The 23,746-nt window shown below is 48.5% G+C and carries 16 protein-coding genes; 8 read left to right on the forward strand and 8 right to left on the reverse strand.

Going from position 1 to position 23,746, the window contains the following annotated elements:
• Positions 1-19 precede the first annotated feature (19 nt).
• Together AC2A06_RS10400 and AC2A06_RS10405 are read right to left on the reverse strand one after the other, a co-directional pair.
• Positions 20-1,984, reverse strand: coding sequence for a UvrD-helicase domain-containing protein (locus AC2A06_RS10400; RefSeq protein WP_484380211.1), 1,965 nt, complete (start codon positions 1,982-1,984; stop codon positions 20-22).
• 830 nt (positions 1,985-2,814) lie between these two features.
• Positions 2,815-4,014, reverse strand: coding sequence for a BaiN/RdsA family NAD(P)/FAD-dependent oxidoreductase (locus AC2A06_RS10405; RefSeq protein ID WP_484380212.1), 1,200 nt, complete (start codon positions 4,012-4,014; stop codon positions 2,815-2,817).
• 269 nt (positions 4,015-4,283) lie between these two features.
• Between AC2A06_RS10405 and pitA the strand changes: the two genes are divergently transcribed.
• Positions 4,284-5,789, forward strand: a complete 1,506-nt coding sequence (gene pitA / locus AC2A06_RS10410) for an inorganic phosphate transporter PitA (RefSeq protein WP_473196538.1) — start codon at positions 4,284-4,286, stop codon at positions 5,787-5,789.
• 55 nt (positions 5,790-5,844) lie between these two features.
• On the opposite strand, the gene uspB is transcribed toward pitA, so the two are convergent.
• Positions 5,845-6,180, reverse strand: a complete 336-nt coding sequence (gene uspB, locus AC2A06_RS10415; RefSeq protein ID WP_037385425.1) for a universal stress protein UspB — start codon at positions 6,178-6,180, stop codon at positions 5,845-5,847.
• 565 nt (positions 6,181-6,745) lie between these two features.
• On the opposite strand from uspB, the gene uspA reads away from it, so the two are divergent.
• Positions 6,746-7,177 carry a universal stress protein UspA gene (gene uspA / locus AC2A06_RS10420; protein ID WP_037385422.1) on the forward strand — a complete coding sequence of 144 codons (432 nt, stop codon included), beginning with the start codon at positions 6,746-6,748 and terminating at the stop codon, positions 7,175-7,177.
• A 193-nt stretch (positions 7,178-7,370) separates the two neighbouring features.
• Positions 7,371-8,714, forward strand: coding sequence for an NADP-specific glutamate dehydrogenase (gdhA, locus tag AC2A06_RS10425; protein WP_484380213.1), 1,344 nt, complete (start codon positions 7,371-7,373; stop codon positions 8,712-8,714).
• Between the two features lie 62 nt (positions 8,715-8,776).
• On the opposite strand, the gene AC2A06_RS10430 is transcribed toward gdhA, so the two are convergent.
• From AC2A06_RS10430 to prlC, 3 genes are all read right to left on the reverse strand, one after another.
• Positions 8,777-10,669 carry a bifunctional metallophosphatase/5'-nucleotidase gene (locus AC2A06_RS10430; RefSeq protein WP_484380214.1) on the reverse strand — a complete coding sequence of 631 codons (1,893 nt, stop codon included), beginning with the start codon at positions 10,667-10,669 and terminating at the stop codon, positions 8,777-8,779.
• 137 nt (positions 10,670-10,806) lie between these two features.
• Complete coding sequence (gene rsmJ, locus AC2A06_RS10435) at positions 10,807-11,553, reverse strand: 16S rRNA (guanine(1516)-N(2))-methyltransferase RsmJ (RefSeq protein WP_473196535.1); 747 nt, start codon at positions 11,551-11,553, stop codon at positions 10,807-10,809.
• An 8-nt stretch (positions 11,554-11,561) separates the two neighbouring features.
• On the reverse strand, positions 11,562-13,604 hold the full coding sequence (gene prlC, locus AC2A06_RS10440; protein ID WP_484380215.1) for an oligopeptidase A: 2,043 nt from the start codon (positions 13,602-13,604) through the stop codon (positions 11,562-11,564).
• A 264-nt stretch (positions 13,605-13,868) separates the two neighbouring features.
• On the opposite strand from prlC, the gene AC2A06_RS10445 reads away from it, so the two are divergent.
• Together AC2A06_RS10445 and gorA are read left to right on the forward strand one after the other, a co-directional pair.
• Positions 13,869-14,711, forward strand: coding sequence for a 23S rRNA (adenine(2030)-N(6))-methyltransferase RlmJ (locus AC2A06_RS10445; RefSeq protein ID WP_473196533.1), 843 nt, complete (start codon positions 13,869-13,871; stop codon positions 14,709-14,711).
• 158 nt (positions 14,712-14,869) lie between these two features.
• A complete protein-coding gene (gene gorA / locus AC2A06_RS10450; protein WP_484380216.1) occupies positions 14,870-16,222 on the forward strand; it encodes a glutathione-disulfide reductase in 1,353 nt (450 codons plus the stop codon).
• 285 nt (positions 16,223-16,507) lie between these two features.
• Here the strand turns inward: gorA and spy are convergent, their stop codons facing one another.
• Positions 16,508-17,065: an ATP-independent periplasmic protein-refolding chaperone Spy gene (spy, locus tag AC2A06_RS10455; protein WP_484380217.1), complete on the reverse strand. Its 558-nt coding sequence runs from the start codon at positions 17,063-17,065 to the stop codon at positions 16,508-16,510.
• Between the two features lie 613 nt (positions 17,066-17,678).
• Between spy and pdeR the strand changes: the two genes are divergently transcribed.
• On the forward strand, positions 17,679-19,673 hold the full coding sequence (pdeR, locus tag AC2A06_RS10460; RefSeq protein WP_484380218.1) for a cyclic di-GMP phosphodiesterase: 1,995 nt from the start codon (positions 17,679-17,681) through the stop codon (positions 19,671-19,673).
• A gap of 88 nt (positions 19,674-19,761) precedes the next feature.
• On the opposite strand, the gene AC2A06_RS10465 is transcribed toward pdeR, so the two are convergent.
• Positions 19,762-20,628, reverse strand: coding sequence for a crotonase/enoyl-CoA hydratase family protein (locus AC2A06_RS10465; RefSeq protein ID WP_023489237.1), 867 nt, complete (start codon positions 20,626-20,628; stop codon positions 19,762-19,764).
• 292 nt (positions 20,629-20,920) lie between these two features.
• Between AC2A06_RS10465 and yhjD the strand changes: the two genes are divergently transcribed.
• Positions 20,921-21,919 (forward strand): inner membrane protein YhjD, encoded by a 999-nt coding sequence (yhjD, locus tag AC2A06_RS10470; protein WP_484380219.1) that lies wholly within the window; start codon positions 20,921-20,923, stop codon positions 21,917-21,919.
• Positions 21,920-22,216: 297 nt separating this feature from the next.
• Positions 22,217-23,539, forward strand: coding sequence for an MFS transporter (locus AC2A06_RS10475; protein ID WP_473196528.1), 1,323 nt, complete (start codon positions 22,217-22,219; stop codon positions 23,537-23,539).
• Positions 23,540-23,746 lie beyond the last annotated feature (207 nt).

Here is a 23,746-nt window from a genome sequence, read left to right on the forward strand (position 1 = left end):
TAAACGTTATAGGTCAAAACTATGCCAGCGTTAAATCGCTGTTGACAGCCTGTAATGTTGAGGCTTTATTGCTGCTCTCTGCAATAATCGGTTGTGGCCACTGGCCCAGACCGACCATCACCGGATCAATAACCTGCCAGGAAACACCCTGCTGCTGTGTTATCTGCTCGCGGATCGCATCGGCTTGTTCTTGCTTACCCTGGCGTTCCAATTGACGGGCAGCCTCTTGCCATTCATCCAAACTTGAAGACTCTTCGCGCAGCTCCTCAGCCTTGGTACGGTGAGAAAGTGCCAGTAATGACCACAGCGGATGCTGTATACGTTGCTCCACCAGATAAACATTGTGGGTAGCTCGAGTAATGGCAACGTACAATGCATTGATAAAGAATTTGTAAATTTCCGCTGAGCGATCCTGTTTGTCACGTGGGCGCGCATAACGCCGCGCTTCTCCTTCAAGGTCCTCAACAGAGACACCCTGACAGATATCATCGAACACCTTGCTGGCTTCGCTCACTAAGTTAAATAAAATCACCGTTTCATATTCCAACCCTTTGGCTTCTTGAACCGAGAACACCAGCGGAGTTTTAAACCAGCGCCTGGCCAGCTCTTTTTGCTCTGGGTGCATCACCACAACGGCCACGTTAGCTGAACGTGCCGTTTTTTCGTTTAACTCCTTCTTTACACTGTTTTTATCTTCTAACAGGGAGACAAAGCCCTCAGTCTGACCACCACTTTTGACAACATAATGACTCTCTCTGTCAATGGCACCGAACCGGGTTTGTTTAAGCTGCAGTAGACGATTAGCCAGGTTGGTGACATGTGGCGCGTTACGGTAGTTCGCTTGTAAAATCCGGATACCCGCATCACTCCCCTGGTGATGCTGGAAGAACAGACTTTTGAGTTTGCTCCAAGAGAAAAAATTGGGATGAACCACCTGATTGGCATCACCACAGAGCAGAAACTGGTTAGCAGTACGTAATGTTTTTAGTATCAGAAACAACTGGATAGGCGTCATATCCTGAATTTCATCGATAAAGATAAAATCGTAGCTCGGCGTTGCACGTGATAAGTATTGGTGGCTGAGCAGGTTGGTATCGTACTGCCGAGATTGTTTCAACCAAGCAACATAGCGTTCAAACAGCACATAGACTTCGCCCCGGGCCTCTACAGGATAAAGAGATTGCTTGATCCCCAATGCCAGATAGGCTTCACGACTCAAAGGCCCCTGTTCTGATACCGAGGCACCAATCACACCACGAAACTCTTCAAACAGGGTATGAGCCGACCCCAAAGAGGCCGTTACTTTATTGCGCGGCAACCAGGAATTAAACGCATTGAAGGTCACCTCTTTTCCCTCTGGAACACTCAGCATCTCCAGAAACTCACGCAAGGAGAAAAAATCCACCTGTTGCAATTCATTTTCTTCGCCACTGGCCCGGTAAAGTGTCTGCGCCTTCTCAACCAGAAAAGAAGAGAGGCTGAGATAAAGGATCTCCCCCGTCGCCTGCTTCATTTTCTCCAGCACCAATGCCGTTTTACCACTACCTGCGGAACCCACAATCACCAAAGGTAGAGGATGTTCAAACAACGCTTGCTGATCATCATCAAACGACAACATTTTATCTAGCCGATAGAATCGGCCCGGTGTCACATTGATGTAAGCCATCGGTTCAGGCTCCACCTCGTCGGGATTCAGTACTGGCTGCAGGCGCTCTTCATCAATCACCACCTGTTGGCGAATAAAGCGTGAGGTGTGGTAGGCGTGATTGGGGAGGTACTCCAGCACCAGGCAAACCGTCTCATGGTTGTAGCGGTAAAACGAAAAAAGTAATCGGTCGCGTATATTGAGCCGCGCACGATAGAGATTGGTATCAATTTTTCGCACGTCAGCCTGGGTAAAATTATCTGCCGTGATAGCCTGCACAAACTTGTCATATCCGGGGATTTGGTTCGGATTGAGGTTATGGTACAGATAAATTTTCATGGCAGTTATTCCCAAGAGCGAAAAAGAAAAAAAGAATAATTCTACGAATTGAGCCAATAGGGATATCGGTCGAAAAGACGACTTACACAGAGATAAATTTTAATTTTCGATGATATTAACTTCGTGAAAGGAAACCCGATATCGCATCAACCTTAATGGCGCCATTAATAACTCAGCCAAATCATTCTTATGAAATATTAGCCATTATCTATTTTTAAGTGAAAAATAATACCCACGAAATAAAATGAGAAAATAAAGAAAATGCGACAGTGACAATTTAATTTCAAACTAAAATCAGAATAAAAACATAGTAAAACCAATAAAAACAGCATTTAAATTCAAAAAAATAAAAAAATCATTATAGGATATAGAAGGGCATATTTATCAATTCAGCCGACATAATATATTAGATGATCCCCTATAAATTTTTACTTAATCACGAATAGAATTACGTAAAACACTAATCCATCTTTCTATTAGTGATGGGTAAATTATCAATCAAATTGACTCATTGATAAGCAGAGATAACATTAATGATGGGCTGGTAAAACTTAATATTAACTTAACAAACCAGAGGGGAATATCGGAATTTACTCTATAAAAGGTCGCAATAGTTGAGTTTTATTCAGAAATCTTTGTCTGCATAACTCATCTATCGTAATTTTTGGTTAAATATTGACTGCCCCTGAGCAGCGTTAACAACCAGGGGACTCTCGATAAATTGATGGAATAAAAGTCACCATAATCTGGGTTTTATGAGCGTTGATTTAGGTTAGCTTCAGCCAAATGAGAATCATCAACCCGTGAGGTTAACCATAAAGAAAACGTTATTATCTCTGCCCAGCAGCCAAAGCCTGTGCACAAGCCCAGGCAGAACTCCAGGCCCATTGGAAGTTATAGCCCCCTAGCCACCCTGTTACATCAACCACTTCACCGATAAAATAGAGCCCGGGCACCTTGTTTGCCTCCATGGTTTTGGAAGACAACTCCTTGGTATCTACGCCGCCTAATGTCACTTCCGCAGTACGATAACCTTCCGTTCCATTGGGTTGTATGCGCCAATTTTGCAGGTTTTCAATCACGGCTGTCTGCTGTGCCGGAGTCAGTTGTTTTAATGTGACATCCGGCAATTGCCCCAGTGTTTGCAGAAACTCCACCAGACGCTTGGGCAGATGCAGCGCCAGTGTATTTTTCAGGCTCTGGTTGGGATGGGCTTGTCGTTGTTCATGCAAAACCGCCACCAGATCCAGTGTAGGAAGTAAGTTAACACTCACATACTCACCGGGTTGCCAATAGCTGGAAACTTGCAAGACGGCGGGACCAGAAAGCCCCCGATGGGTAAACAGAATGCTTTCACGAAACTGGGTGCCATTGTCTGCCGTGATCAGCGCAGGCAGCGAGACGCCGGAAAGCACTTGAGATTGCTCCAGTAGCGGTTTATGCAAGGTAAAGGGGACCAACCCAGCTCGGGTAGGGAGTACGTTTAAACCAAACTGTTCAGCCAGTTGGTAACCGAATGGCGACGCCCCTAACCCTGGCATCGAAAGTCCCCCGGTGGCCACAACAAGTGAGTGAGTGCTCACACTACCATTATTGGTTGCCAGCTCAAACCCGCTCTCTCCCTGTTTAATACTCAGGACTTCACTGCGTAAGCGGATCGTCACCTGACCGAGTTCACACTCTTTTAGCAGCAGATCAACAACCTGCTGTGCAGAATCATCGCAAAACAGTTGCCCCAGTGTTTTTTCATGGTAAGCAATGCCATAGCGATTAATCAGATCGATAAAATCCCACTGGGTATAACGTGCCAATGCGGATTTACAAAAATGGGGATTATTTGAAAGATAGGCAGCGGGCTCCGTATACATATTGGTAAAATTGCATCGCCCTCCACCGGACATCAGGATCTTGCGGCCTGGTTTTTTGCCGTTATCCAGCAGCAGCACCCGGCGACCCAGTTGCCCGGCCTGAGCAGCACAAAACATGCCTGCGGCTCCCGCGCCAATGATTACCACATCAAATTGTTCCACCGAAGCCTCTTTTGTTGTTTCACTGCCAGCACCGCGCTAACTCAATGGGATCGATTGTAAAGGTATCGATAGAGCAAGCCAACGGAAGAACAAGAAAATGTTACCCCAGGTAAAAAGCGGTAACATACTGAAATTATTTGATTACTCTAAGGCATTGAGACCTTTTGTCATCGTCACGTCAAAAAAACGTCATATTTCCCTTTTCCCAGAGACCCATTGTCACTGATAATGCGCGGCGATCAAGTCCACAAACCTGGCGTGACACTTATATGCTACATTTGTTCTCTGGCCTGGATTTTCATACCAGCCTAATGTTAATTATTGCCTTGTTGTTCGTATTGTTTTACGAAGCCATCAATGGTTTTCACGATACGGCCAACGCGGTTGCTACTGTCATTTATACTCGCGCTATGCGTTCGCAATTTGCGGTCGTTATGGCTGGTGTATTCAACTTTCTTGGGGTTATGCTCGGCGGTTTGAGCGTTGCCTATGCCATTGTTCACCTGTTGCCAACCGATCTGTTGCTGAACGTCAGTTCAACACAAGGCTTAGCCATGGTTTTTTCCATGTTACTGGCAGCGATTATCTGGAATCTCGGCACCTGGTATTTTGGCTTGCCCGCTTCCAGTTCCCATACCTTGATTGGCGCGATTATTGGTGTTGGTTTAACCAATGCACTCGTCACTAGCACTTCCGTCGTGGACGCACTGAATGTGCCGAAAATGATCGCCATCTTCCTGTCGCTGATCTTATCCCCACTGGTGGGTATGATGGTTGCTGGCTTGATGGTATTTATACTGCGCCATTACTGGAGTAATACCAAAAAACGCCAACGCATTCATATGACACCGGCTGAACGTGAAAAGGTCGATGGCAAACGTAAGCCGCCATTCTGGACACGTATCGCCCTGATCATGTCCGCTATTGGTGTCAGTTTTTCACACGGTGCTAACGATGGTCAAAAAGGTATCGGGTTGATTATGCTGGTGCTGATTGGCGTTGCCCCGGCCGGTTTTGTGCTCAATATGAGCGCAACGGGTTATGACATTACCCGTACACGGGATGCTGTCGTTCACCTGCAGCAATTCTACCAGCAGCATGGTGAGTCGCTGACTCATGTGATCGGACAAGCCCCCTTGGCACCCACTGCTGAGAATACACTACCCACAGAGAATCAACCGGTTCAGTTCCACTGTGACAGTGCACGCGCGCTGATCGCCATAGACCGTTCTCTGGCCCTGTTGGACAATCTGCAAAGTTACGACCAACTGACGGTAGAACAACGCAGTCATCTGCGCCGTCTGTTAATGTGCGTTACCGATACGGCAGGAAAAATAGCCAAGCTGCCGGAAATCTCTGCGGATGATCAACGGTTCCTCAAAAAACTACGTTCCGATTTATTGCAAACCGTCGAGTATGCACCAACCTGGATTATCGTGGCGGTCGCCTTGGCGCTGTCCATTGGTACCATGATAGGTTGGAGACGAGTGGCAACCACGATTGGCGAAAAAATTGGCAAGAAAGGCATGACTTATGCCCAAGGGGTATCAGCTCAGATGACTGCTGCACTGTCAATTGGTGTTGCCAGCTACACCGGTATGCCCGTATCCACTACCCATGTGCTCTCTTCCGCTGTTGCGGGCACCATGATCGTTGACGGTGGTGGCGTACAGAGTAAAACCGTGAAGAGCATTCTACTGGCCTGGGTACTGACCCTACCGGTGTCGCTGCTACTTTCCGGGGGCCTTTACTGGCTAGCACTGAAACTGATTTAACGCTAAACGGCGGTCATATTGACCGCCATTTTTTTGCTTGAATCAACCTAATGAGCTAATAGTAGACCGCCATCGTCGACAGGCTAACAATCACCAATCCCCCCAGCGACAACGTCAGCAAAAATTGACCACGTACCCGCTGACAGCGGCGAATAAATTCAGGATCATGATGCTCAATATAACGCTGAGAAAAAATATAGCTCACCAGCCGTATCTGTTTGCGGGGTTGTCCATGGGACGTAAAAAAGCCGCTACCATCAACATATTGGTATAGTAATGGGTCGCAGCCGCGTAAAACAAATAACAGCGCACGCAGAGAAGATAAATACCGAGCCAGGTTAACCACGCATATCACACACAGAGCCCAAAACAGCGCAACGGTACTAATCATGATGACCTCCTCAAGGCGTACTAACCCGACCAACCGCCGAGCCAACAGCCCTACTTCTTACCCAATGCTGTCGGAGCCTGTGGCTCCCATCCTCCTAGCATATTTTTTACCCCTGAATTTCCCCCTTCAATAACCGCCACAGAAGCCTAGCTGTGGATAATATTGAATTGACGCCTCTGTCAGCTTAAGGAGAAATGATCTAGCTAATCGCTATATTCACTATTGTAGAATATGGCATGCAAATGAACACGCGTGTTGTATCAAATTTATTAAAATTGTTAAAATTCTTAACGCCAAATTTAACAATGCAGTAATATTAAACCGACCTATCATGAAAACATTGACACTAACGCGGTTAAATACCGATAACGTTTTTTAACCCAGTTCATCCAAGCTACACTGTTTTTTTGCATTAGCGACTAACCCATTGATGCAATGCATTGTGATCACCTCAACATATCACGATGTTATCTGGATGGTATGATGCAGGAGAGATGAAAGCACCAAGCTGAAACACTGAATGCCTGCACACTTTAATCGGCATATATAGAGAGGGAGTTTTTTTATGGCTTACAAACACATACTGATCGCGGTTGACCTGTCCCCAGAAAGCAAAATCCTGGTTGAGAAGGCGGTATCAATGGCTCGGCCATACAATGCCAAAGTCTCCCTGATCCACGTTGATGTTAACTATTCCGACCTGTATACCGGCCTAATTGATGTCAATCTTGGCGATATGCAACAACGCATTTCTGAAGAAACCCATCGAGCATTAAGCGAACTATCGCAAAATGCCGGCTACCCGATTACCGAAACCCTCAGTGGTAGCGGTGACTTGGCACAGGTCTTGGTTGATGCAATCAAAAAGTACGATATGGATTTGGTACTCTGTGGGCACCATCAGGATTTTTGGAGCAAACTGATGTCTTCCGCCCGCCAACTCATCAATACGGTACACATCGATATGCTGATTGTGCCATTGCGTGAAGAAGAATAAAGTAAGTAAGCACTCACAACCTCGTTATACCCACGCCCGCCTAATGCGGGCGTTTTTCATCATATTTTCTTCATTTATTGCTTGTTAATCAGCCTCCTCTCAGTGCTATAGTCGGTATAGACACAACATCCTCCCCCAACTGTGAGATATATCATTAAAAGAGGGGAACCAAAATGCTAAACAGGAGCTATCCATGGAACAGGCTGTATCGCTAGAATCCTTTCTAAAATCTTTACAACGTCATAACTCGCATCAACCAGAATATCTGCAGGCAGTTCGTGAAGTATTTACCTCCTTGTGGCCATTTATCGAACGCAATCCACATTATCGTGACTACGCATTGCTCGAACGTTTGGTGGAGCCTGAGCGCATCATTCAGTTCCGCGTCAGTTGGATTGACGATCAGGGGCAGGTTCGCGTTAACCGCGCTTATCGTATCCAGTTCAACTCCGCTATTGGGCCATACAAAGGGGGGATGCGTTTCCACCCTTCAGTCAACACCTCCATTCTGAAATTCCTGGGTTTTGAGCAAACCTTCAAGAATGCCCTCACCACACTACCAATGGGTGGTGGCAAAGGTGGTTCAGACTTTGATCCGAAGGGTAAAAGCCAGGGCGAAATCATGCGTTTTTGCCAGGCCTTAATGACCGAACTTTACCGTCACCTGGGCCCAGATACTGACGTACCCGCCGGGGACATCGGCGTAGGTGGTCGCGAAGTGGGCTTTATGGCAGGCATGATGAAAAAGCTTTCCAACAACACCGGTTGTGTATTTACCGGTAAAGGATTGTCGTTTGGCGGCAGTCTGATTCGCCCTGAGGCCACCGGTTATGGTCTGGTGTACTTTACCGATTCGATGTTAAAGCGCCATGGTTTGGGTTTTGAAGGGATGCGAGTTGCGGTTTCCGGCTCGGGTAACGTTGCGCAATACACCATTGAAAAAGCCTTGGAGCTGAATGCTCGGGTGATCACTGTTTCAGATTCTGGCGGTACTGTAGTTGATGAAGCTGGTTTTACTAGAGAAAAACTGGCACATCTGACCGAAATCAAAAACCAGCGCTATGGCCGGGTGGCTGACTATGCGCGCGAGCGTGGCCTGACCTATCTGGAAGGCCAACAGCCTTGGCATGTACCGGTAGATATCGCACTGCCATGTGCTACTCAGAACGAACTGGATCTTGATGCAGCACAAATATTGATTCGTAACGGGGTCAAAGCGGTTGCTGAAGGTGCCAATATGCCAACCACCATCCAAGCTACCGATGCCTTCCTTGAGGCCGGTGTTCTGTTCGCGCCAGGTAAAGCAGCCAATGCCGGTGGTGTCGCCACTTCTGGGCTGGAAATGGCACAAAATGCCGCACGCCTGAGTTGGAGAGCCGAAAAAGTGGATATTCGTTTGAAACAAATCATGGCGGATATCCACCAATCCTGTGTCAATTACGGTGGTGAAGGCAAACAAACACACTATGTGCATGGTGCCAATATCGCTGGTTTTGTCAAAGTGGCTGACGCCATGTTGGCTCAGGGTGTACTTTAATCCAGAGTGATACTTTTTATCGTCCCTATGCCGGCGTCTTACGCCGGCATATCTCAAGTATCTTAGTTAATTGCCTCAATAATCGTGGCTCGATCACTTAACCGCTGTTTGATAACCGGATCGCTCTCCATTTGTGCCTGCTCCTTCAGCGCCCTAATCTGTTGCTGTTTGCTTTGCGGATCACTAAACAACAAGGCTTTGACATTAATAGAGGCGACATTGGTATAACGCCCATCATCGCTGGTCGGCACACTGATTTTGCCCGTATTCAGCAGGTTTTCCACTATCTGGCGTTCACGCTCATAACCTTCCAGGCCCAGCAGTTTCCAGCGCTGCATCGTTTTACCCTGATATTGCCCTGTTTTCACTTCACTTAAATAACGCAGGGTCAAATTGCGCACGGTCCCGGCTTCTTCGCCATACTCAGCTTTGGTGTCTGAAAGTATCGGAAACTCCATCCCTGCCAATACTCCATCTTTCTGCGTCAAATGCCCCATGCGATAGCTGTTCATGCCCAAGCGAATGGGTAAGGTATCCGTCACTGGCGTACCATCGTTCAACTTCAGGTCGGTGATGCGTTGCCCGGCTGGCTTGCGCAAATCGATGGTGTAAGTCACACCATCAAAAAAGTCATTGGTGGAATATTTGGAAGCTCGCCGTTGCGGGTTGAAACTGTAGGTGACATCCCCATCCTGCAACTGGTTGAAGTAGTCTGCAGCCCACTCCATGTAGGCCTTCAACTCTTTGCCGGTAAGCTGATAAACCGTAATTTCTCCGCCAGCATATTGGTAGTTAAAGGCGATATCCTTGGCCGTAATCGTACCCACATTCAGCCTTGGTTGGTCATTATCTATCTGTAACGCGATCACTTCCGCCTTAGGTGCGTAGTAACGGAGCGCTTCCTGATACAGCGCACTGATACCGGTATCCTGCACATGTACCTGAGGGATCCCCTTCACCGCATCGGGCGGAACCAGATCCTGCCCCGTTAATTGGGCAATGGGTCGGTTGGCATTGGCTCGCAGGATGGTATGGAACGGTTGATAGATCTGTTCCAGCTTTTTGTCAGAAGCCATCCCTTTGATGGGGTAGGTATAGCTGTCTTTATTGATCAACACATACTGACCATTTTGCGGCTCAAATTGCAGGTCGATACGCGATAATGCGCGGCCATATTTATCCGGCTCGGTAATGATCACGCCATTAATCACCGCTTTATCTATCTTGACGTGCATATGCCCAGCAACAATTGCCGCCAGTTCCGGGTTGGCGCGTGCAATATCGCCCACTCCCGTTCCAGGCCGCTGGTTCTCATTATCGATCCCCATATGGGCCACCAGCACAATAGCGTCCACCTGACCGTCAAGCTGCTGAATCACCTGTTTTACCGCCTGTACCGGATCGGTAAATTTCAGGCCATCGATGTGATCAGTCCCCTTGGCAAACTCGGCTGTCATGGGTGTGTCCATCCCGATAATGCCGATCTTCACCCCTTGGCGTTCCACTATCTTATAAGCGGGTAAATAGGGTTTGCCGCTTTCCCAGAAGATATTGCCCGCCAACGCCGTCCCATTGAACTGGTTCAACGAGGTCTCTAATACTTTCAGGCCAAAATCAAACTCGTGATTGCCCATCACCCACACATCGTAGTTCAACGCATTGAAGCCCAACATCATCGGGCTGGTTTTATCATTCTTGAAGGTTTCAACAAAGTTGCCCTGAATGGTGTCCCCAGCATCCACCAAAATCACATTCGGCTGTTGGCCACGGATTTGATGCACTAGCGTGGCAATTTGGCTTAGGCTACCCGCCAAATTTTCAGTATCAGAAGCGTAATCCCAAGGTACAAAAGTACCATGCAGATCAGAGGTACCCAGGATAGTGATATTAATAGGTTCGGCTGCAATAACCGAACCACTCAAACCAAGCAGTAAGGGAAGTAGTCTCTTTTTCATAGTAAAATCTCATTTTATTTTATTGTAATTCAATGAGATTATGCAGCAAGCGCTCAGGGGTTACTAGTCACCTTGTAGACCCCATAGAGAAAGTGTGACACCGTTCAATCATAATTATTATGAATATATTGACCCTGTTATATAGGCATATAAATATCAAAACGGTGATTTTTGGTAGTCGTGGTGGCATGCGCAGGCACATCTGCCAGCGGTGGTGCATAGTCAGGGCGCTTCACCACAATCCGTTTGGTTGCCAACCGACGAGCCGGTTCAAGCAATTCATCCGCATCAGCGTCGCTGCCCACCAATGACTGGAAAACTCGCATCTCTTTTTTCACCAGCGCACTCTTCTGCTTATGCGGATACATCGGGTCGAGGTACACCACTTGCGGGGGAGGTTGCAAATCGGCCAAGGCCGTCAGGCTCGAAGCATGCAGCAGCGTCATCCGTTCACGCAGCCAAGGGCCAATCTCTGGGTCCTGATAGCCCCGCTGCAAACCATCATCCAGCAGTGCAGCAACCACGGGATTACGCTCCAGCATCCGTACCTGGCAACCCAGTGACGCTAGAACAAATGCGTCACGCCCCAACCCGGCAGTGGCATCCACCACGCTGGGGAGATAACTGCCCTTGATGCCCACCGCTTTAGCGACCGCCTCACCGCGCCCGCCACCAAAACGCCGCCGATGCGCCATCGGGCCGTTGATAAAATCAACGTAGATCGCCCCAAGTTTTGGCTCATCGCGCTTACGTAACTCTAACCGCTCTGGCGTCAATACCAGCGCCAGCAACGCATTTTCGTCACTGGTCAATTGCCAACGCTCAGCCAACATAGATAAGGCGCCGGGGTCGGCGCCTGCTTCACAGCATAAAAACACGCTCACGGGGCGAGTTATCCTTTAATACCATAATGGCGCAACATCGCATCCAGCTCTGGCGCGCGGCCACGGAAGCGCTTGAATAACGTCATCGGCTCTTCAGAGCCCCCACGGGACAAGATATTATCCAGGAAGGATTTACCGGTTTCAGCATTGAAAATGCCTTCTTCTTCAAAACGCGAGTAAGCATCTGCCGACAACACTTCCGCCCATAAATAGCTGTAATAACCGGCCGCATAGCCCCCAGCAAAAATATGGCTGAACGCATGTGGGAAGCGACCCCAACTAGGTGAAGGCACCACCGCAACCATTTTCTTGACCTCAGCCAACGTTGGCAGGATCTGAGCCCCTTTTTCCGGGCTGTATTCGAAATGCATACGGAAATCAAACAGACCAAATTCCAACTGGCGCAGGATAAACAGCGCTGCCTGGTAGTTTTTCGCTGCCAGCATCTTGTTCAATAACGCTTCGGGTAAAGGTTCGCCGGTTTCAAAGTGACCAGAGATAAACGCCAACGCTTCCGGTTCCCAGCACCAGTTTTCCATAAATTGGCTTGGCAACTCCACCGCGTCCCAAGGCACGCCATTGATACCAGAAACACCCGCAGTATCGATCTGCGTCAACATATGATGTAAGCCATGACCAAACTCATGGAACAAGGTGGTGACTTCGTTATGAGTAAACAGCGCAGGTTGGTCACCTAGCGGGCGGTTAAAGTTACAAGTGAGGTAGGCCACCGGTTTTTGCTGTTCGCCATTGGCTTTACCCAAGCTGGCCACGCAATCGTCCATCCAGGCACCGCCGCGCTTGTGCTCACGAGCATACAAATCGAGATAGAAACTACCCCGCAGTTCACCCGCCGCATCAAACAGATCAAAGAAGCGCACTTCAGGATGCCAGGTATCCACATCCTTACGCTCTTTAGCAGTGATTCCGTAAATACGCTTCACCACTTCAAACAACCCTTCTAATGCACGCTGCTCCGGGAAGTAGGGCCGCAATTGTTCATCATTGATCGAAAACAGATGCTGTTTCTGTTTTTCACCGTAATAAGTGATATCCCAAGCTTCAAGCTGCTCCACACCATAGTGCTGTTTGGCAAAAGCACGTAGTTGGGCTAATTCTTGTTCTGCCTGTGGGCGCGCACGCTTCGCCAGGTCGTTCAAAAAATCGAGTACCTGTTGCGGGTTCTCGGCCATTTTGGTCGCCAATGACTTATCAGCATAACTGCCAAAACCTAACAGTTGGGCCAATTCATGGCGCAGAGCCAGCATTTCTGCCATCACTTCGCTGTTATCCCACTGGCCTGCATTTGGCCCCTGATCAGAGGCTCGGGTAGCAAAGGCACGATAAATTTCTTCACGCAGTGCCTGGTTATCCGCATAAGTCATCACCGGGAGATAACTTGGCATATCCAACGTCAACAGCCAGCCGGTCTGCTCTTTAGCCTGTGCCATCGCCTGCGCTTGGGCCAAGGCACTTTCTGGCAAACCACTCAACTGATTCACATCTGTAATCAGCTTGCTCCACCCCATGGTGGCATCCAGCACATTATTACTGTAGGTCGAACCCAGCTCAGACAGCCGAGCAACTATCTCACCATAACGCTGTTGTTTTTCCGCTGGCAGGCCAATACCTGATAACTCAAAATCACGCAGTGCATTTTCCACGGCTTTACGCTGTGGCTGGGTCAGCTTGGCAAAACCTTCCCCCTGCTTCAGATTGCAATAAGCCTGATACAACCCCGCATGCTGCCCCACCCAAGTGCCATACTCAGAAAGCAAGGGCAGCGCCTTCTCGTAGGCTTCGCGTAATTCTGGGCTGTTTTTCACTGAGTTCAGATGGCCTATTGGCGACCAGATACGGGCCAGACGATCATCAGATTCAGCCAGCGGCTGGCACAGATTTTCCCAGGTAAATGGGCCCGGTTGCGCCACCACAGACTCGACGGCAGCACGGCAGTCATTTAAGGCAGATTGCACTGCAGGCACAATATCTTCAGGGCGGATAGCCGAAAACGGAGGTAGGGAAAACGGTGTCAGCAACGGATTAGTCATAAGGAAAGTCCTGATTATGGTTGTTGACCCGAGGCAGAGTTCAGGTCAAATAATGTTAATTAACATGGTGCCAAGTGGCATGAAAATCAATGGCGCACCTGATAAAACCTGCCACCCAGTCTAACGATGAACACTATCTGGCGGTTAGGTCGCGTAACAAGTCAACGTCGTTCACTTTTTCTTGACCAGAAAGTTTATACTGTAGCCATTATCGGCCTTTATTACATTTTGCTCCACCAGGAGCGCAAGGAATAACCAGACGCCATGTTAAGTTACCGCCATAGTTTTCACGCTGGCAATCACGCCGACGTGCTCAAGCACACCGTGCAAAGCCTGATCATTGAGTCGCTGAAAGAAAAAGAGAAACCGCTACTCTATCTGGATACTCACTCCGGTGCTGGGCGCTATCAGTTAAGTGGCGAGCATGCCGAGCGCACCGGGGAATACCTGGACGGTATCGGTCTGGTGTGGCAGCGTGATGATCTGCCAACAGAAATGGCGGCCTATATGAGCGCCGTGCATAATTTTAATCGTTCCGGCACCTTGCGCTATTACCCCGGCTCCCCGTTGATTGCCCGCCAGTTACTGCGGCCACATGATAAAATTCATCTGACCGAATTGCACTCAACAGATTACCCGCTACTACGCAGCGAGTTCCAGAAAGACGAACGCGCCAAAGTGCTGCGTGCCGACGGTTATCAACAACTGAAATCACAACTGCCCCCCCTGTCTCGCCGTGGTTTCATCTTGATGGACCCACCTTATGAGCTCAAAACCGATTACCAAAACGTGGTAAGCGGTATTCAGGAAGGTTATAAACGTTTTGCCACCGGTACCTATGCATTGTGGTATCCGGTAGTACTGCGTCAGCAAATCAAGCGGATGCTCAAGGACTTGGAAGCAACCGGGATACGGCGCATCCTGCAAATTGAACTGGCAGTAAAACCAGACAGTGAACAACGGGGAATGACCGCATCAGGCATGATTGTGATTAATCCACCCTGGAAGTTGGAGCAGCAGATGAACAATGTGCTGCCATGGTTACATAAAGTGCTGGTACCCACGGGTATCGGTCACTATCTGGTGAACTGGGTGGTACCAGAATAAAAGTTAAACCCCAGTGGTTGCCGAACAGCGGCAACGGCGTTGAAACGGGCAGAGGCTAGGTTGTACCTATTACAACTATTGACGCAATCTTTGCGACAAAGCCCTGCCAAGCGTTAAACTTATCATTTTTTGAATCACAACTCGCATGGAAAACCCAGATGACGAAACATTACGATTATCTAGCAATTGGCGGCGGCAGCGGTGGTATCGCATCGATCAACCGGGCTGCCATGTACGGTCAGAAATGCGCCCTGATTGAAGCCAAAGAACTTGGTGGCACCTGCGTTAATGTGGGTTGTGTGCCGAAAAAGGTGATGTGGCATGCGGCACAAATCGCCGAGGCTATCCACCAGTATGGGCCGGATTACGGCTTTGATACCACCGTCAACCATTTTGACTGGCAACGTTTGATCGCCAACCGCACCGCTTATATTGACCGTATCCATACCTCTTACGACAATGTACTCGCTAAGAATAACGTTGACGTGATCAAGGGTTTTGCGCGTTTTATTGATGCGCATACCATCGAAGTCAACGGTGAAAGAATCACTGCCGACCATATTTTGATCGCCACTGGTGGTCGCCCCAATCACCCCGCTATTCCTGGGGCTGAATACGGCATTGACTCCGATGGCTTCTTTGCCTTGGATGCCATGCCAAAACGCGTCGCCGTGGTGGGCGCTGGCTATATTGCGGTAGAAATTGCCGGGGTGCTGAATGCACTGGGGGCAGAAACACATCTATTTGTACGTAAACATGCGCCGCTACGTAGCTTCGATCCTATGGTGGTAGAAACCCTGGTGGAAGTGATGAACACCGAAGGGCCAAGCCTACATACCGAATCTATTCCCCAATCCATCAGCAAAAATGCGGATGGCAGCCTGACACTGCGGTTGGAGAATGGCAAAACATTCACCGTCGACTCGCTGATCTGGGCCATTGGGCGTGAACCGGCAACCGATAACCTGAATTTGGCTGCTGCTGGTGTAAAAACCAATGACAAAGGCTATATCGAAGTCGATAAATTCCAGAACACCAACGTCAAAGGTATCTATGCGGTCGGTGACAATACCGGTGCGGTAGAACTGACCCCGGTGGCCGTGGCTGCCGGACGCCGCCTGTCTGAGCGCCTGTTCAACAATAAACCGGACGAACACCTAGATTACAGCAATATTGCTACCGTGGTATTCAGCCATCCACCAATCGGTACGATTGGTTTGACTGAACCGGCAGCAAAAGAAAAATTTGGCGCAGACCAGGTGAAGGTTTACAAAACGTCCTTCACCGCAATGTACAGCGCGGTCACCCAGCACCGCCAACCTTGCCGGATGAAACTGGTCTGCGTGGGTGAAGATGAGAAGATCGTCGGCCTGCATGGTATTGGCTTTGGGATGGACGAGATCTTACAAGGCTTTGCGGTGGCAATAAAAATGGGTGCCACCAAGAAAGATTTCGACAATACCGTCGCTATCCACCCAACAGCGGCAGAAGAGTTTGTCACCATGCGTTAATGGTACGAACTATACCCAAGCCCAGCGAATTGAATGGGCTTGGGTAGCCAACGTTTCATTTTGGCTTTTCACCTGCCAGTTAACGCTCCATATTGAAACACTTATCCTGCTATTTTGATTTATTGATAGCTGTCTCGAGAGAGATATTCGCGTTAACCATTGAACAGGGTGCCGTGAGGCCACAAGCCACCACACGATAATTAGCGCTGCCCTGATAAAAAACAGGACCCACATGGGATCCTGTTTTATCTGATTATATACAACGTAGCGTTATTAAATATCTATTTATTGATCAGCAGACCGCTTCTCTTTCATTTTCTCCATATGTTCCATCATTTTCTGTTCACGCTTTTGATAATTCTCGTTATATTGCTTTTTCTGCTCGGCAGTTAGCAGGTTATAGACTTTGTTTTCCGCTTTAGCTCGTTGCAACATGCGCTCAGTATGCACTTTGCTGATGGCATCAATCTCTGCTTTTACTTTGGCCTCATCAAAACTCTCGGAAGCCACCAGACGGTGCAATGCCTGGCGCTGACCTTTCGCTTCCTGGCTGAAATTTTGCTGCGATTCCTTCATGATATCGCGTACTTGTTGGCGTTGCTGTTCCGTCAAGTTCAGGCCCGCAAACAGCCCATCGTTGCCACGCCCTTCTTTACCACGCCCTTCTTTGCTGTGCCCTTTATGGTGCATCATTTTCGTTGGTGCGGTATCTGTAGCGGGTGCGGCCGTAGGCGCCGCGGCTGGTGCAGCCGTAGGGGCAGTGGCATCATCAGCCGCAAAGGCCATCGTGGTGCCGCCAAAAGCCAAAGTAGAAGCGATAAATAAAGCAGTAAGTTTACGCATAATTATTTCCTTAAAATTTGCCTTTTATCTGGAGCGTTGTTTATCAACATCGCTCACCAACCATACTATTCACATTGAGTATATAAACACGTTAAAAATTCAAAAAAGCAATGGGGCTGTTGTCGTGAAATAATAATATACCGACGAATATAGAGTAACCTAATGGAGTGTAAATATATTAAAATCAAAAATCACTTTATCGGTCAATTATGGATAAATTATGAATAATGTGTGAGTTATTAGGCTGGTTTAATATAATTAGCCATCAGTCTATGCAACTCGCCGATAAACGGCAACAGAACTATGTCAGATAAACAGAACCATGCTGAATAAACCGAGATAAACCCCATAATTTGAGCAAGCAACAAAAACGCTGCCCAAAGGTAAGCGATTTGAGACCGCTGATCGCGTTAGACACTGATAGCCAAGCTGCCAAGCAAGATGCCACCATCAACCAGCCGAGTCATGGTTCAAATCCTCTGCAACTTGAATCAACTTGGGTCTATACTTTAAATCATTCAAATTGCTTATCGTTGGCTGGCTATGACTTGTACAAATTTGAGTCTATATTGTTAATCACTGCCCCCGCACTCCCGCTTTTTAAGGAAGGATCATGTTCGCAGACCAGGGCCCCATGCTACTCAACGTTCATTTTGGCACTAGCAGCCCCTATTGGCACCTGACGTTCGACAGTAATGCGCTAGAGTTAACCGCTGTTAAAGGTAAAACACATATCGCAGTAGCCCTTAGCGACCTGGATGCAGCGAAAATCCGCCGTCTGAGTGGGGTCACCGCCAGTCTGGATCTCACTATTCAACTTGCCGGCGAACCTATTCATCTGCACTTGGTCGGGCGGCGAATCAATAAACTTGAATGGGGGGGAACCGCTTCAGCTTATACTGATACGCAGGCGGTAGCGCGTGACCTGGAACACGGTTTGTCATTTGCCGAACAAGTGGTTTCAGAAGCCAACTCCGTGATTGTGATCGTTGACCAACATGGGCGCGTTCAGCGCTTTAACCGCCTGAGTGAAGAATATACCGGTTTGCAAGAACAAGATGTGGTCGGCAAAAATGTCTTCCAGTTGTTTATGAGCCCCGAAGAGGCCAAAGCGTCACGCCGCAACATTCAGGGTTTCTTCCGTAACGGCTCCTCCTATGAAGTAGAACGCTTGATCAAAACCGTTAAAGGTGAACGATTATTCCTGTTTCGTAATAAATTTGTCCACAGTGGCAGTGGGAAAAAAGAGGTTTTCCTGATTTGTTCCGGTACAGATATCACGGAAGAGCGCCGGGCCCGGGAACATCTACGGGTGCTGGCCAATACCGACACTCTCACTAGTCTGCCAAACCGTAATGCAATTCAGGAATACATTGCTCGAGCGGTTAACGAACGTGGCGACAGCAGCGTCGGGTTGGTCTATTTGGACCTCGACAACTTTAAAAAAGTGAATGATGCCTATGGTCATATGTTTGGTGATCGTTTGCTGGTTGAAGTTTCCCGCTCTATTCTCAGTTGCCTTAATCATGGGGAAATTCTCGCCCGGCTGGGCGGGGATGAATTTTTGGTATTGGTATCGAAAGCTGACCAACACCAGCTAGAGGAGCTGGCTCAACGAATTATCGAACGGCTGAAACATCCCTTCCGCATTGGGCTGATCGAAGTTTATACCGGCTGTTCTATCGGCATCGCCTTGTGTCCAGAGCACGGGCACGACCTGGATAGCCTGATCCGGAGTGCCGATACCGCGATGTACGTGGCTAAAGAGAATGGTAAACGGACCTTTACTGTTTTCTCCCCCGAAATGAATCGGCGAGTAGCTGAATATATGTGGCTGGATACCAATCTACGCAAAGGACTGGAGCAAAATCAGTTGGTGGTGTATTACCAACCAAAGATCAACGCACACAGCGGTGAGGTGTGCAGCGTAGAAGCCTTGGTTCGCTGGGATTCCCCCGAACGAGGGTTAATCTCACCGCTACAGTTTATCTCTTATGCGGAAGAGTCTGGGTTAATCGCCCCTCTGGGTCGCTGGGTACTGGAAACTGCGGCTAAACAAGCCGCCAAGTGGCAACAGCAAGGCCTGAATATACGCGTCGCCGTTAACCTTTCTGCCCGGCAATTAGTTGATGATAGTGTCGTTGATGACTTTGTTCGGGTACAAAAGGAAAACCAACTTTCACCCGGTTCGCTGGACTTTGAGTTGACAGAAAGCAGCCTGATTGATGATGAAAACCGAGTACGTGAAGTCATCACTCAATTAAGAACGTTAGGCGCACAAGTACACCTGGATGATTTTGGTACCGGCTATTCTTCTCTGGCGCAACTTGCACGTATCCCGCTTGATGCCATTAAATTGGATCAAAGCTTTGTCCGTGGCGTCGATCTGAACCCAGTGGCGCAATCATTAATACGAGCCATTGTTGCAGCGGCAGAAGCGCTACAGTTCAAAGTGATTGCCGAAGGCGTGGAAACGGAAAGTGAGAGCAAATTCCTCGATAGTGTTGGCGTTGATGGAAAACAGGGCTTTTTGTTTGCACGGCCAATGCCTCCTGAACAGTTTGAGGCGTGGTTGCAATCGTATCGCCCGCAATCACCAGCACAGTGATGCGGGCGGGATTATTGCCATCATCTTTCAAGCGCCAGAAAGCGTTGTTACCACTTAGCTGTCACTTGAATAAACTTGGCTATAAAGGTTAACCAACGCGACGCAAACTAAGTGCATGCCGATCCTGCAGGGTGACCAACCGTTCAATATATACCCGGTCCTTCTCTTCAATGGTAAAGGTTGAGTGTACCCAATCCTCCGCAATATCCATCAGTTCGGAACGGGTCAGTTGGAGCACTCGCTGACGAGCACGCAGCATGGCACGCATACCGTTGAGTTTAGGTCGGATGGTATCAATAAAAGTTCGGGTTGCCATATAGGCATCCCCGGGTTGAAACAATTGATCCACCAGTCCACGGCTTTCAAACCATTCGGCGGTGTGAGATTCCCCCTTCCAGATCAACTCTTCTGCCAGACGCATCCCAGCCCTACGCGTAACCAGTGAATAACCACCCATACCCGGAAACAGATTGAAGGCGATCTCTGGGAACCCCATGCGTGCGTTGTTCTGCGCCAATACAAAATGGTGTGCCAGTGCCGCTTCAAACCCTCCACCTAGCGCACTTCCTTCCACCATCGCGATAGTTACGGCTCCAGTATCAAAACCACGAGCCGCAGCATGAACGCAATCAATACAGGCCCGTGCATAAGCCATCATGGCTTCATGTTGATTGTTTTTGATCGACTCGGCAAAGAAGTTCAAATCCCCGCCGACATTAAACATATTCGGCACCAACGACCCCGTCACCCAGAAGTCGAACTGCAGTGTCGACTCTTGCGCCACCCGCGCCAACGTCATGATGTCCTCAATCAGTTTCTGGTTAAAACAGGGGCGCGGTTCAGCTCGTAATAACATCCACATAATATGCCGCTCCTCTTCATAATAAGCAGAGAGTTGTGACAGATTGCCCGCTTCAGTAAATGGGCGGCAGTTTGGATGATTAAACAGTTTCATAGGACCTTCCTTTCTATCTATTGATAACAGGTAATAATCGTTTCAGCCGTTATGGCTGCAGTAGGCACAGCAACAACTTGAAAAACACTGCGCCATAAGATGAGTAGACGCTTTCCTGCTGGTTAACTAGATAAAAATTGAAGGAATTCAGATGAAGGGAATAGTTTTGCATTGCTTAAGTTTTTGCCGCACTATTCGTCACAAGAATTGACCAATCATGCTGAAAATTAAAGTATCGCGAGTATAATCAAAGCAATGTCGTATCATTTGTTGCTAAGGACATCACTACACAATGTCTATCGGATCAACCCCTAAGCCACCACACAAAACCACAGAGAAGCCACCAAGCGCCCCCAAAATTCCCCATCGAAAAGCAGATGGTGGTCTTGCTGGATTTTTCTCTTTGCTGGAACGTGTTAAAACCTGGCCCCGCATCGCTCACCTGTTGCGTGCCACAGATCGATTTAACGATCGCATGGGTAGCCAATTCGGTGCGGCCATTACCTATTTCTCTTTTCTCTCTCTTATCCCCATCCTGATGGTCTCATTTGCTGCTGTCGGTTTTGTGTTGGCCTCCAATCCCGACCTACTGGCGGAACTGATCAATAAAATCGCCAATAGCATCAGCGACCCTAGCCTTGCCAATACCTTGAAAAACACCGTGAACACAGCAATCCAGCAACGTACTACGGTGGGCCTGACAGGTTTGGCGCTGGCGCTCTATTCAGGTGTCAGTTGGATGGGTAACCTGCGTGAAGCGATCCGCGCCCAGTCATGTGACACTTGGCAACGCCGCTCACAGGATCAGGAAAAATTCTATTTCCGCTACATGCGTGACTTTGTTTCCCTTACTGGTCTGGTGGTGGCATTAATGGTGACGCTATCACTGACCTCTATCGCCGGTTCTGCCCAGGCGACTATCGTGCATTTACTGGGGCTGGATGACATTGAGTGGTTACGGCCAGCGATGACGCTAATTGCCCTGTCTATCTCAATCTTTGCCAATTACCTGTTATTTCTTTGGATCTTCTGGATGCTACCGCGCCATAAACCTGAGAAAAAAGCGCTGTTACGCGGTACGCTGATCGCCGCTATCGGTTTCGAAGTCATTAAGTTTGTAATGACAATGACGCTCCCTCAAGTGGCCAGGTCCCCTTCTGGCGCAGCCTTTGGTTCGGTCATTGGGTTGATGGCGTTCTTTTACTTCTTCGCACGCTTAACACTGTTTTGTGCCGCCTGGATTGCTACGGCGCAATACCCAAAAAATAAAACGCCACCGCAGGTAAAGTGAACACCGGTGTTGGTCGAATTGCTACCAATCGCAGTGTGCTGAATGCCGTTTTAATCAGCTTGAGTGGGGGAAATAGCATAACAAACTACTTCCTCACTTTTCTTTCCCCTTTTACCAGCGTTTATTCCTAACAATGGCGAGCTTATCCAACGTTAAAACTATAGATGTGCTCTCTTTTAAGACATTGGACTTTTTAACCTGTATTGACTGAGCGACTATTATTTCTGCCGTTGAAAAGGGATTTTGCTATGACTAAGATGGCCCTTTAAACTTTAAAAATTATTTTAAGAAATAACTATGCAACCCACCACAACCACAACTCTGGATGCAGAAGAAACCGCTGTACCCGTTAACTCCCGGGGAAAAGTGCTTGTCGCCTCTCTGGTCGGTACTGCCATTGAGTTCTTCGATTTCTATATCTATGCCACAGCGGCGGTAATCGTATTTCCTCATATTTTCTTCCCACAAGGCGACCCTGCGGCTGCCACCTTGCAATCATTGGCAACCTTCGCCATAGCCTTTATTGCACGCCCCATCGGTTCTGCCCTGTTTGGCCACTTCGGTGATCGGGTCGGGCGCAAAGTCACCTTGGTTGCCTCGCTACTGACCATGGGGATTTCAACCGTATTCATCGGCCTGTTACCCACTTATGAAACCATTGGCATCTTAGCACCGATTCTGCTGGCACTAGCCCGCTTCGGCCAAGGATTGGGTCTGGGGGGAGAATGGGGCGGGGCAGCGCTGTTAGCCACCGAGAATGCACCACCACGCAAGCGTGCACTCTATGGTTCATTCCCACAGTTGGGAGCACCCATCGGCTTTTTCTTCGCTAACGGCACATTCCTGCTGCTTTCCTGGATATTGACTGACCAGCAATTTATGACCTGGGGTTGGCGGGTGCCGTTTATTCTTTCTGCCGCACTGGTCATCGTTGGCCTTTATGTACGTATGTCTCTGCATGAAACACCGGTGTTTACCAAGGCGGCCAAAGCGGGCAAACAGGTAAAAATCCCTCTCGGGACCTTGCTGACCAAACATATGAAAGTCACCATTCTCGGTACCTTCATCATGTTGGCTACCTATACCCTGTTCTATTTGATGACCGTTTATTCAATGACCTTCGGGACCACCCCCGAACCTTTAGGGCTGGGTTACTCACGCAATACCTTCCTGTGGATGCTGATGGTCGCCGTCATTGGTTTTGGTGTTATGGTGCCAATTGCCGGTCTTTTGGCTGATGCCTTTGGTCGCCGTAAAACGATGATCACCATTACACTGATGATGATCGGTTTCTCCTTCTTATTCCCAAGCATGTTAGGCTCTGGTAATCAGGTGCTGGTCATGGCTTTCCTACTCCTCGGATTAAGCCTGATGGGCCTGACCTTCGGGCCTATGGGTGCATTACTACCAGAGCTGTTCCCCACCGAGGTACGCTACACCGGTGCGTCATTCTCTTATAATGTCGCCTCTATTCTCGGTGCTTCGGTAGCGCCTTACATTGCCACCTGGTTAGGCAATAATTTTGGGCTGTTTTATGTGGGTATGTATTTGGCGGCGATGGCTAGCCTGACACTGATCGCACTGCTGGTACTAAAAGAAACCCGGCATAAGTCGTTGTAATATTATCTTGGCCCCTGCAGCAGGGGCCATTGATTGCCCGGTTTTCGCAAACAGACAAGACTCACTTTTCATTCATAGCGGTAATGACCGAGTTACATTTGGAACAGCGCTGAAACAGCCTATTCAATGCGCTGGTTGCTGCACCTTTCTATTAGCCTCTGAGTGTTCCTTTCAAACCAGCTACCCGTCAATAAATCTGAAAAGACC

Source organism: Serratia sp. HNCC26DJ244 (assembly GCF_057180565.1).